The 12,181-nt window shown below is 64.7% G+C and carries 9 protein-coding genes; 3 read left to right on the top strand and 6 right to left on the bottom strand.

Annotated features, from left to right (window positions below; genetic code table 11):
• Positions 1-10: 10 nt before the first annotated feature.
• The 3 genes from QUV11_RS09575 to QUV11_RS09585 are packed head-to-tail and all read left to right on the top strand — an operon-like array spanning position 11 to position 2,479.
• On the top strand, positions 11-667 hold the full coding sequence (locus tag QUV11_RS09575; protein WP_300882039.1) for an ABC transporter ATP-binding protein: 657 nt from the start codon (positions 11-13) through the stop codon (positions 665-667).
• A complete protein-coding gene (locus QUV11_RS09580; protein WP_300882041.1) occupies positions 664-1,962 on the top strand; it encodes an ABC transporter permease in 1,299 nt (432 codons plus the stop codon). Before QUV11_RS09575 ends, QUV11_RS09580 begins: the two co-directional genes overlap by 4 nt.
• A 13-nt stretch (positions 1,963-1,975) precedes the next feature.
• On the top strand, positions 1,976-2,479 hold the full coding sequence (locus QUV11_RS09585; protein WP_300882043.1) for a DUF3299 domain-containing protein: 504 nt from the start codon (positions 1,976-1,978) through the stop codon (positions 2,477-2,479).
• Between the two features lie 42 nt (positions 2,480-2,521).
• On the opposite strand, the gene paoC is transcribed toward QUV11_RS09585, so the two are convergent.
• From paoC to QUV11_RS09615, 6 genes are all read right to left on the bottom strand, one after another.
• Positions 2,522-4,720, bottom strand: coding sequence for an aldehyde oxidoreductase molybdenum-binding subunit PaoC (gene paoC, locus QUV11_RS09590; RefSeq protein WP_300882045.1), 2,199 nt, complete (start codon positions 4,718-4,720; stop codon positions 2,522-2,524).
• Between the two features lie 5 nt (positions 4,721-4,725).
• On the bottom strand, positions 4,726-5,676 hold the full coding sequence (locus tag QUV11_RS09595) for a xanthine dehydrogenase family protein subunit M (RefSeq protein ID WP_300882047.1): 951 nt from the start codon (positions 5,674-5,676) through the stop codon (positions 4,726-4,728).
• A complete protein-coding gene (paoA, locus tag QUV11_RS09600) occupies positions 5,673-6,320 on the bottom strand; it encodes an aldehyde dehydrogenase iron-sulfur subunit PaoA (RefSeq protein ID WP_300882049.1) in 648 nt (215 codons plus the stop codon). Before paoA ends, QUV11_RS09595 begins: the two co-directional genes overlap by 4 nt.
• A gap of 426 nt (positions 6,321-6,746) precedes the next feature.
• Positions 6,747-8,030 (bottom strand): sugar MFS transporter, encoded by a 1,284-nt coding sequence (locus tag QUV11_RS09605; protein ID WP_300882051.1) that lies wholly within the window; start codon positions 8,028-8,030, stop codon positions 6,747-6,749.
• Between the two features lie 116 nt (positions 8,031-8,146).
• Complete coding sequence (locus QUV11_RS09610) at positions 8,147-9,373, bottom strand: MFS transporter (RefSeq protein WP_300882052.1); 1,227 nt, start codon at positions 9,371-9,373, stop codon at positions 8,147-8,149.
• A gap of 178 nt (positions 9,374-9,551) precedes the next feature.
• Positions 9,552-12,176, bottom strand: coding sequence for a TonB-dependent receptor (locus tag QUV11_RS09615; RefSeq protein ID WP_300882054.1), 2,625 nt, complete (start codon positions 12,174-12,176; stop codon positions 9,552-9,554).
• Positions 12,177-12,181 lie beyond the last annotated feature (5 nt).

A 12,181-nucleotide genomic window follows, 5' to 3' on the forward strand; every position in this document is an offset into this window, starting at 1 on the left:
CACGCCAGCCATGAGTCTTTCGCTCCAGCACGTCGCGTTCCGTTTTGCCGGACGCCCGATCCTTTCCGATTTCAGCTTCGACATGGCGCCGGGCGAACACAGCCTGCTGATCGGCGCGTCGGGCAGCGGCAAGTCGACCCTGGTCAACCTCGTCTGCGGGCTGCTCACCCCCGACAGCGGCAGCATCAGCATCGGCGGCGAAAGCATGACCGGACAGTCCACCAGCAAGCGCGACGATCTGCGCCGACGCCGCATCGGCCTGGTCTTCCAGACGCTCAGGCTGGTCTCCGCGCTCGATATCACCGGCAATCTGCTGCTGGCGCAACGGCTGGTGGGCGGCACCGGCGGCACCGAGCGGGTGGCGATGCTGATCGACCGGCTCGGCCTCTCCCACCGCACGCATGCCCTGCCCCGCCAGCTCAGCCAGGGCGAGGCGCAACGTGCCGCGATCGCCCGTGCGCTGATCGGCCAGCCGGACCTGATCATCGCCGACGAGCCGACTTCGGCGCTGGACCACGCCAACATGGAAAAGGTGATCACTTTGCTGCGCGATTGCGCGCGCGAGGCCGGATCGAGCCTGCTGATCGTGACGCATGACGACCGATTGCGCGCCCACATCGAGTCCGTGCGCGCAATCGGCGCGATGACCCCTCAGGCCGCCGCATGATCCGGCTTGCCCTGGCCTATATGCGCGACCGCCCGATGACCGTGGCGCTCAATGCACTGCTGCTGGGGATCGCGGTGGCGACGCTGGTGCTGCTGCTGCAGTTCGCTACCCAGGCGAGCGAGCGGTTCGAGCGCGATGCGCAAGGGATCGACCTGGTGGTAGGCGCCAAGGGATCGCCGCTGCAACTGGTGCTGTCGAGCGTCTACCATATCGACCAGCCGACCGGGAATATCCCGCTGGGCGAGCTCGCGCGGCTGCGCGGCGACCCCGGCGTCGCCAAGGCCGTGCCGCTGGCGCTGGGCGACAATTTCGAGGGCTTCCGCATCGTCGGCAGCGACCAGGGGCTGCTCGAGCTATATGCCGCCCCGATCGCGCAGGGCCGGACCTTCACCAAGCCTTCCGAGGTCGTGCTGGGGGCCGAGGTCGCGCGGCGCACCGGCGCCGCGCTGGGGCAGAAGTTCATCGGCAGCCATGGCCTGGGGCCCGACCCAGATGGCGAGCAGGGCCATGACCACGCCCCCTTCGTCACCGTCGGCATCCTCGCTCCCACCGGCACCGCGCTCGACCGGCTGATCGTGACCTCGATCGAATCGGTATGGGACGTTCACGGAATCGAGCATGACGATCACGGCGATGAGGCCGACCACGACGAAGGCCATGACCACGAAGGCCATGACCACGAAGCCGGGCACGCCGAGGGCCATGATGACGCGCATCACGACGAGGCGCTGCAGGCAGACGGCGCGCAACCCGAGATAACCGCGATCCTGGTGCGCTATCGCAACGCGGCAGCCGCCATGCGCCTGCCCACGCAAATCAACCGCCAGACCGCGTTGCAGGCAGCAGCCCCCGCAACCGAAGCCGCCCGGCTGCTCGGGCTGTTCGGGTCGGTTATCGAGGGGGCACGGCTGTTCGGCTGGCTATTGGCCTTTTCGGCTGGGCTCAGCCTGTTCGTCGCCCTGTGGAGCGCAACCCGCGCACGCGAGGGCGATCTGGCGCTGCTGCGGGTGATGGGCGCGACGCCCGGTGCGGTGTTCGGCACGATCCTCGCCGAAGGGCTGCTGATTGCGGCGATCGGTGCGCTGGGTGGCATCATGCTGGCGCATGCGCTGATTGCAGTGGCGGCAAGCGCTTTCCCGACGATCAGCGAACTTGGCATTTCCGCAGCCCGGTTCCTGCCCGGCGAAGCTGTGATTTTGGTGGCTGCACTCGGCATAGGCCTGGTCGCAGCCGCGCTTCCCGCCATCCGCATCTTCCGGGTGGATCTGGCGGACACTCTGGCAAAATACAGTTGAGGACCTGATTTCCATGCGCAAGCTCATCTCCCTGATCGCTGCCTTTGCCTTGGTGGCGCTGCCGCAGACCGCGTCACAGGCGGCCATGCAGCAAGGCAAGAAGGCCCCGGTCGAAGATGTCTGGAAACCTGCGGCCACCCCCAAGGGCGGCGTATCCTGGGCGGTGCTCGAGGCAACCAAGGAGCAGACCCGTACTACCGGCAAGGATGGTTATCTCTATTCCAAGCCGCTGTTCACTCCGGCCGTCAAGTCTCTGGCGGGCAAGCGCATCAAGGTCGCAGGCTGGATGAAGCCGCTCGACACAGGGAGCCGGCAGAAGCACTTCGTGCTGCTCGCCTACCCGCCGGGCTGCCCGTTCCACTTCCACGCCATCCCGACGCAGTTCATCGAGGTGTACGCCGACATCCCCTTCCCCACCAACGAGACCAAGATGTTCGTGGTGACGGGTGTGCTGGAGCTGACCGGGCAGGACGAAAGCGGCATCTTCTACCGCATGAAGGCCGCGAGCCCCGCTTGAGCGAGGCATCTCACCCCCGCGAAGCGAACAGGTGCGGCGCCCCTACGCGATGGTCGGCAGCTTCTCGAAGTATTTGTCCAGCGTGATCGGATAGTCGCGCACCCGCACGCCGGTCGCGTTGTAGATGGCGTTGGCGATGGCCGCGCCGGGTCCGCATATGCCCAGTTCGCCGACGCCCTTGGCCTTCATCGGCGAGATGATCGGGTCGAGCGTATCGAGGAACACGACGTCCTGCCGGGTGATGTCGGCGTGGACCGGCACTTCGTATCCGGCCAGGTCATGGTTGATGAACAGGCCGAACCGCTTGTCGACAGCCAGTTCTTCCATCAGCGCCGCGCCGGCCGCCATCACCATCGCGCCGATGACCTGGCTGCGCGCCGAGAGCGGATTGAGGATGCGCCCGGCATCGCACACCGCGAGCATCCGGCGGATGCGCGCCTCGCCGGTATAGGCGTTGACTGCGACTTCCGCGAAATGCGCGGCATAGGTACCCACGTCATAGCCGCGCTTGAACTCGCCGAAGGTGATTTCGCCATCGGCCGACAGGCTGCCCGCATCGGCCAGATCGACCACTTGGTTGCCCGTACGGATGCGACCATCGGCGAACACCGCATCGTCGCCATTGAAGCCCATTTTCTCCCCGATCGCGCGGCGCAGGTTGACGCACGCAGCGTAAACGCCCGCGGTCGAACTCGCAGCGCCCCATTGGCCACCCGAGCCGGACGAGGCAGGAAAACGCGAATCGCCCAGCGTCACGACCACGCGATCGAGCGATACGCCCATCGTCTCGGCGGCAGTCTGGGCGATGATGGTATAGCTGCCGGTGCCGATATCGGTCATGTCGGTCTCGACGATCACCTTGCCGCTGCCATCCAGGCGGACGCGAGCTGCCGATTTCATCGTCGGTGCAGCGCGGTACCCTGCGGCGACGCCCATGCCGACCAGCCACTGGCCATCGCGCACCTTGCCGGGTTCCGCCTGGCGGTCCGACCAGCCGAACCGTTGAGATCCTTCGCGCAGACAGCGCACCAGATTGCGGTCGGAAAAGCGCTTTTCCGGCTTGCTGGGAACGCTCGTCGGTTCGTTGCGAATGCGCAGCTCGATCGGGTCGATGCCCAGCTTTTCCGCCAGCTCGTCCATCGCGACCTCCAGCGCCATATGGCCGGGTGCCTCGCCAGGTGCGCGCATCGCGTTGCCCTCGGGCAGATCGAGCGTGGCGATGTAGTTTGCCGTCTTCCGGTTGGCCCCGGCGTAGAGCACAGGCGTCTGCAGCGTGCCGTTTTCGCCATCCTCGCCGTTGATGTTGCCCGACCAGTTTTCATGCGCGATCGCGGTGATCTTGCCGTCTGTCTGCGCACCGATGCGGATGCGCTGGATCGTGGCGTGACGATGCGTGGTGTTATTGGCCATCAGCGGACGCTGGAGCGCAACTTTCACCGGCCGTTTGGCGGCCTTGGCGGCGAGCGCGGCGACCAAGACATCGGCGCGGATGAACAGTTTTCCGCCGAACCCGCCACCGATATAGGGCGAATCAAGCCGGATGTTTTCAGGGTCGATGCCCAACGCCTCGCCCATGCTCTTTTTGCCCCAGGCGATCATCTGGTTCGATGTCCACAAGGTCAGCTGGTCGCCTTCCCAAGCGGCGATGGTGGCATGCGGCTCCATCATCGCGTGGCTCTCATCGGGGGTGGTGTAGGTCGCATCCAGCTTGACCGCCGACGCCGCGAAGGCGCCATCGAAATCGCCCAGGCTTGCCTCGTCAGGCTTGCCGCCCCGGCCCTTGGCGAGCGGGGCCCCGGGGGCCAACGCGGGAAAATCGAACCGGCCCTGTTCGCGGTCGTACTTCGTCCGGATCAGCGCCGCAGCCGAGCGCGCCTGCTCGAACGTTTCGGCAACCACGCAGGCGATCGCCTGATGGTAATGCGCAATCTCGCTGCCACCGAACAACCGGGCATTGTTCATCGAGCTGATGCCCGGGATATCGCTATCGGGCGATGTCACCACGGTGATCACGCCGGGCGCAGCCAGCGCCTCGGAAACGTCCATGGACGTGATCCGTCCCTTGGCGATCGCCGAGCCCAGCACATAGCCATAGGCCTGGTTGGCCACGACATCGTGCCGTTCATAGGCGTAAGGCGCGGTGCCGGTGGTCTTGAGCGGACCATCGATCCGCGGCGTCGACTTGCCGACGATCTTGGCCGTATCGAACAGGTTTGTCTCGGCAGGAGCTTTGAATTCCATAGTGATCAGCTCCGTGTCTGTGCGACGGCCGATGCCAGCGCGCGCTGGGCCAGCGGGATCTTGAAAGCGTTGTCTTCGGTCGGCCGCGCTCCGGAAAAGATGGTCTCCATCGCCGCAGCCGGGTCTTCATGCAGCCCCGCCTCGCCCGCTTCGACCCGCCACGGCTTCGGCGCCATGCCGCCAAAGGCCGCGCGGACCTTTCCGTCTGGCTGGATCACCGCCGCGACAGACACCAAAGCGAACGCATAGGAGGCGCGATCCCGCACCTTCCGGTAGACATGCTGGCCGCCGATCGGGCGCGGCAGGTCGACATGGGTAATGAGCTCGCCGCGTTCGAGCACGGTGTCGAACTGCGGGGTGTCGCCGGGCAGCCGGTGGAAATCGGCCATCGCAATCGTGCGGGTCGCGCCATCCGGCTTGACCGTGGCGATCGTGGCGTCGAGCACGCGCAGGGCGATAGCCATGTCGCCAGGATAGGTGGCGATGCACGAATCCGATGTGCCGATGACGCCGAGCTGGCGCGAATAGCCCTGGATCGCGGCGCAGCCCGAGCCGGGCTGGCGCTTGTTGCACGCCATGTTGGTGTCATAAAAATAGGGGCAACGCGTGCGCTGAAGCAGGTTGCCGGCCGTTGTCGCCTTGTTGCGCAGCTGGCCCGACGCGCCGGCGACGATCGCGCGCGACAGCACGCCATAATCGCGGCGGATCCGCTGATCGGAGGCAAGCGCAGTGTTGGTGACCAGCGCACCGATCCGCAGCCCGCCGTCCTTGGTCTTCTCGATGGTGTCGAGCCCTATATCCTGCACATCGACCAGATGCGTCGGCGTCTCGATTTCCAGCTTCATCAGGTCCAACAGGTTGGTCCCGCCCGCCAGAAACTTTGCGCCTGAGGCCTTGGCGACACTCCCAGCAGCCTCGGCCGGTGTCTTGGCGCGCTCATAGGTAAAGCTCTTCATGCCTTGGCTCCCGCAGTCTCGAGAATGGCCTCGGCAATGTTCGAATAGGCGCCGCAGCGGCAGATGTTGCCGCTCATCCGTTCGCGTAATTCATCGGACGTCACGCGGGGCTTGGCGGTGATGTCGTCCTGCGCATGGCTGGGCACGCCTGCCTTGATTTCGTCCAGAACCGCCACCGCGGAACAGATCTGGCCTGGGGTGCAATAGCCGCACTGATAGCCGTCATGCTTGATGAACGCTGCCTGCATCGGATGCAAATTGGCGGGTGTCCCCAGCCCCTCGATCGTCTTGACCGTGTCGCCCTGGTGCTGGACGGCGAGGCTCAGACACGAATTGATCCGCTGGCCGTTAACGATCACCGTGCACGCGCCGCACTGGCCATGATCGCAGCCCTTCTTCGTCCCGGTCAGCTTCAGATGCTCGCGCAGCGCATCGAGCAGCGTCGTGCGGGTATCGAGCGTCAATTCGACCGGCGCGCCGTTGACCTCGAACGCCACGGGCATGGCGGCAGGGGGCATGGAAGCGGAGGGTTGCGCCTGGGCGCGCTCCTGCCCCGACGCTGGCAGCGATGCCAGCGCAACCGCGGACGTACCGCCGACGATCACACCACGGCGCGACACTGCCAGTTCACCTTTGCCATTCATGCTTGAGCTTTCTTTTGTGCCGCACCAGCGGCTCCCCGGAACAGAAGCAACGCGCGATCGATCAATAGGATGCTACCGCCAGAAATTCGAAAGCGATACAGGGTTTCGGCGCATTCTGCCGGTTTCGGGACTGCATGCCCGGCAGCGGCCCGATCTACAGGCCACAACATGCCGCAAGCGTCGGCTCAACACTCTATTGGTGTTGAATATTGCTTAGATTGCCTCAGCCAGCGGGTGAAGAAATTCGATCCACTATCCTGGAGGTTCATCTGCAAGACCCCGTATGCACATGCGAGGAGATCAGCCAGCCCGATGGGCGCGACACCCACCATAATCCAGCTCTTCCCCGATACTGCGCCAGTTCCCCCGCCACGCGTTCACGCGCGGCTGGCGCGCCGCACCGATGGCCGCCAAGCATCGCTAGCGTCACGCCGCCTTCGGCCGCGCGTAATAGCCATAGCCGCCGATCACCGCATAGCACAAAGCAGGAAGCAGCAGCGCGAGGCCCAGGTTGCCGGTCGCATCGGCCAGCGCGCCGGTGGCAAGCGGGATCACCGCCCCGCCGAAGATCGCAATGTTGATGATGCCCGATCCGTCGGCAGCGCGTGGGCCCAGCTGGTCCGACGCCAGGCTGAAGATGGTCGGGAACATGATGGCGTTCATCAGGCCGACGGCCAGCAGGCTGTATCCCGAGACCGCACCGCTGGTGCTGGTGGAAACGAGAATCAGCGCGATGGCTCCGATGGCTACGGCCGCGAGCAGCTTGGCGGGACTGACAAAGCGCATCAGGCCGGATCCGATGAAGCGGCCGACCATCGCGCCGCCCCAGTACAGGCCGATGAGCTTGCCTGCCGCCTGTTCGGGCAAGCTCATGACCTGGGGCTGCATCAGATAGTTGACGATCAGCGAGCCGATCGAGACTTCTGCGCCGACATACAGGAAGATGCACAGGGCGCCGAAGCCGAAGCGGCGGCGCTTGAGCAGGTCGAACCCGGCAAGGCCGCTGCTTGGTTCGTGCGTTTCGCCCTTCAGCCGGTTGCGGAACAGCCACACCGCGCCGGCCACCACCGCGAGCGCGGCCGCAATTCCGAGATAGCCGTTGACGATCGCCTGGCTTTCCGCGGTGCGATAGGCATCGAGCGCCGGGCCGGTAAACTGGTCCGCACCGACCGAGGCGAGGCTGCCGAGAATGAGCGCCGATCCGACAATGGGGAAGATGGTGGTGCCCAGCGAGTTGAACGCCTGGGCAAAGGTCAGGCGGCTCGACGCGGTCTGCGGCCGGCCCAGCATCGAGATCAGCGGATTGGCCACGACTTGGACGATCACCACGCCGCTCGCCAGCACGAACAGCGCGAACAGGAACAGCCCGTAGGTCGCATTGCGCGAGGCGGGGATGAACATCAGACAGCCCAGCATCATCAGCAACAGCCCGCACACCGCGCCGCGCATATAGCCGACCTTCTTGACCAGCTTGGCCCCCGGAATGCCGATCAGCAGATAGGCGGTGAAGAAGCAGAACTGCACCAGCATCGCCTGTGTGTAGTTCAGCGTGAACAGCTCTTTCAGCTTGGGGATGATCACATCATTGAGCGAGGTGATGCCGCCGAAGATGAAGAACAGCCCGAAGACGAACAGGCGCAGTTCAGGCGCATCGACATGCCCGCCTGACTCTGCCGGATTGCCGTTCATGTTCTGCGGTGCGAGCGCCATGCAATCATCCTCATTCTAGCGGCGGGCCCTCGCCCGCCTTCTTGTCAAATTTCCATGCGCCATCCGTGCGCGGATCGCCCAAGCCATAGAGCATCGGACCATCCAGCCAGGCGGCATCATGCATCTCGAGGCAGGCTGAACAGCAGCTGCGCCGCCGCCAGCGCCAGCAGCGCCAGAACCAGGAACAGGCTGGCATAGCCAAAGTCCGGCACCACCGAAATCGCGATCCAGGGCATGATCAGCGATGGTGCGGTGTTGGTGAGGTTGAACAGGCCGATCCCCAGCCCGCGCGAAGCCGCATGAGGCAGTATGCGCAGCGTCTGGCTGGCATGCAGCGCCAGAAACGCCGCATTGGCGGTAGCAAACAGCATATAGGCCAGCTTGGCGATCGCCGGGGTGTCCGCCAGTGCCATGACCAGCAGCGCCGCTGCCGCCGCGACGGCGGTCAGCGCCAGAGCGGCAAAAGGGCGGCCATGGCGATCGGTCCAGCGCCCCAGCAACAGCGCAACCCCGACTGAGGCCGCCAGCCCGCCTGCATAGAGCAGCATCTTGCCGTCATCGTCCAGCGCGGGGTCGAGGCTGCGCAGCCAGAAGTACAGATAGGCTGCCAGCGCTGCACCCGATAGTTGCATCAACAGCCGCGCCAGCCAGACCCGGACGGTGACCGAAGCGGGCACGACAGCCGTGTCAGCCGATCTGACGGGCGCAAGCGGGGGCGGTGCCGATGGGGACAACAGCAACAGGGGCAGCACGAGCGTCACCGTCATGGCCGCGATGGTCGCAGCCTTGGCGCCCAGATCTTCCGAGCCATTTGCAGGCAACAGCATCGCGGACAGTGCGCCCAGGGGCGGCGCAAGCGACAACAGGCCGCCGAGCAGCCCTTTCTGGTCATCGGGCACGTGATCGCCGGCCCAGGCGACCAGCGGCGTGAGCATCAAGTTGAGCGCCATCTGCCAGCCGACGACGAGCCATAGCAGCGTCTGGATGGTGCCGGCCTGTGCGATGGCGAGTTGCAGCGCCACCGTCGCTGCCAAGCCCAGCGCGACCCATTCCCTGCGGCGGCGGCTTGTGTCGCTCAGCCAGCCGGAGGCCACGCCCGAAAGGCTGGCGGCGATGGCCCCGGCAAAGACGATATAGCCCAGCCAGCGCACATCCTGGTTGCCGGCCAGTTCGGTCACCCGAGCGGGCAGCATCAGCATCAGGAACGGGGTATAGGCGATGACGCCGCCGGCATAGGCAAGCGCATAGAGCAGCAGAAAGCCGGGCCTCGGCGGTGCCGTGTCCTGGGTCACCGGGTCTGCCGCCCAACGCTCATGCTCCAGCTCCGACACCCATGGCTTCATCCGCACTGTACCCAGGCCCGCCGTCCCGGACCGCCCATCCGCCAGAAGCGCATGAACGGCCCGGGCGTTGGCCCCCTTATGCCTGAAGTGATCGCGCGGGAAATGGTCCATTTCACCGCGCAGAGATCACCGAACACCAGAAATCCGGACGAAGGACCGGCAGCAGCCGGAGCCCCGCCTAGAAGTCCACGCGAACGCGAAGACCATAGCTGCGCGCATCGTTGAGGAAGCGGATATTGAGCGACGATCCGACCAGCGCCTTTTGCGATATCTCTTCGTTCAGGAAGTTGCTGGCCCAGGCCTCGATGCGGAAGTTGCTGATCGTATAGCCCATGCCCAGGTTCAGCGTCGAAAAGCCTTTTTGCCGGTCGGGGAAGCCCGCAGCCAGCGAGGTCTGCCGCGTGCCGTCGAGGAAGACGATGTCATCCTCGTTGAACTGGCTGAGGAAATAGGAGGAGCGGTAGTTGAGCAGCGCCTGCCAGTCGAACCGGCCCGGGCCCGCCTGGAAGGACTGCGACAGCCGCGCGCTGATGTTGATCTTCGACGCCAGCGGCAGGCGGTTGCCCACCAGGCTGATCAGCGGCGAATTGCCACCTGCGCCAAAATCCTGCGCGCGTGCATCGGCCACCGTGCCGCGCGTGATCTTGGTGTCGAGGAACGCCGCGTTCAGATCCACCGCGAAACTGCCCGGCAGCTTGAAGCGCAATTCGGCCTCTGCACCATAGATCCGCGACGCGCCGATATTGCGGTTGACCAGTGAAAAGCCGTTGCACACCGGCGGGGCCTGCGTGGTGTCGAGGTTGATGCAGGTCAGGTCCTGAAAGACCTGGTTGTTATAATCGTAATAGAAGCCGGTCAGGTTGAACACCGCCGGGCGGTTGAACAGGTCGAAGGCATTGCGGCTGCCGAATTCATAGACCAGCAGGTCTTCGGGCCGGAATTCTTCCGGGATCGCCGACCCGTTGAAGCTGTCGTTGAAGCCGCCCGATTTATGCCCGGTCGAGACCTTGGCATAGAGCATGTGGTCGTCGTTGATGTCGAATTCGACCCCGACGCGCCAGTCGATGAAATCGAACTTGGCCCGCCCGATCTGCTGGCCTGGAATGGTGAGGTTCGCAAAGCTGAAACCGCCATTGCGATCCGCCGGGTTGAGCGCGGGACAGTTGACGAAGCCATTGTCGATATCGGGCCGATCGATACAGGTGCCATTGGGGTTGGTGCCGTTGGCGATCGATCCGATCTGCGCGATCAGCGTATCCCTCAGTCCCGGCCGGGCGATGCCTTCGATCAGGAACTGCGCCTGGCCGCTCGGCGTGGTGATGTTCGACACGTTGAAGTTGGGCCGGTCGAGCAAGGCCGGGCGGAAGCCTTCGGTGCCGACGCGCGTCGCAAAGCAGCAGGCGAAATCCTCGCCGCCCAACGTCAGCGCCCAGTTGCCGCCGATACCGAAACGCGACTTCTTCTCTTCGGTATAGCGGATGCCCGCGATCAGCCGCAGCCGGTCGGCGACGTCATAGGTTCCGTCGGCATAGAAGGCGAAGCTTTCGCCCTTCACCTCGGGCATCACGAATTCGGTCGCCGAATAGCAGCAATAGCCGCGATCGGCGAGCGCGAGATAGCCGACCGCCTGGTCCTCGTTGAAATAGAAGCCGCCCAGATTCCAGCGGAACGGCTGGTCTTCATTGGCGAAGATGCGCGCTTCATAGACCTGGCTCTTGGACTTGGTCTGCCAGAAATTGCCCGAGAAATTGTCGTACTGCACCGCCGACAGGTCGCGACCGGGAAAGTCGATGCCGTCGCTCGAGGCATTGACCTGATAGAAATCGACCGAGCGGTAGCTGCCTGTCAGCTCGGCACCGAAGGTACCGAAATCATAGGCAATCTTTCCCTGGACACCCCAGAGCTCGTTTTCCATATCGCCCTGCAGGCCGCGATAGACGACATCCCTGAGGTTCAGCTTGTCGGGCCTGAGGCCGGTCGCTGCGACCGCGCTGAAGATGTTCGCACCCGGATAGCCAGTCCCCGTCTCCTTGCCGTAATCGCCGATGATCGAGATGCTCAAGCGGTCGCTTGGCTCCCAGAGGAAAGAGAGGCGGGCGGCGTAATTTTCTTCGAGCCCCGCAGGCTTCAGCGTGTTGGCCGGCGCACCGGTGGACACGTTGTTGAAGCCGTAATCGCGGTTGACGTAGTAAGCCGAAGCGCGCAGCGCCGCGGTGCTGCCCAGCGGCACATTGATCGCGCCTTCCGCCGCATAAGACGAGCGGTTCGATACCTCCGCCTGAGCATAGCCGCCGAACTGGCCCAGCTTGGGCTTGGCGGTGATGATATTGAGCGTGCCCGCCAGCGCGTTGCGCCCGTAAAGCGTGCCCTGCGGCCCCTTGTTCACCTCGACGCGTTCAAGGTCATAGAACATCAGGCCGAGCCCGCGTGGACGCGGGATATAGGTGCCGTTGAGATGCGGCGCTGCGCCGGGATCGCCCAGTTCGGTATTGTTTGCCGAACCCACGCCGCGGATGAAGATTTCGACATTGCCTTCCTGGTTGGCGATGCTGAGGCCGGGTACGGACAGCTGCAGCTGGCGCAGTTCGACGATACCGTCCCGGCGCAGCTGTTCGGAGCCCAACGACTGGACGACGCCCGAGACGTCCTGCAGATTTTCCTCGCGCCGGTTGGCGGTGACGATGATCTCGTCCTTGTCGCGCTCCGCCCCGTCGGCAGGGCGATCCTGCGCATAGGCAGGCAACGCCGCCGAGGTCGACAGCAGCACGAAAAGCGCGGCGCGTGTGAACTTGTTTGTGTTCATGACAT

The organism is Blastomonas sp., assembly GCF_030373265.1.
Taxonomy (GTDB): domain Bacteria; phylum Pseudomonadota; class Alphaproteobacteria; order Sphingomonadales; family Sphingomonadaceae; genus Blastomonas.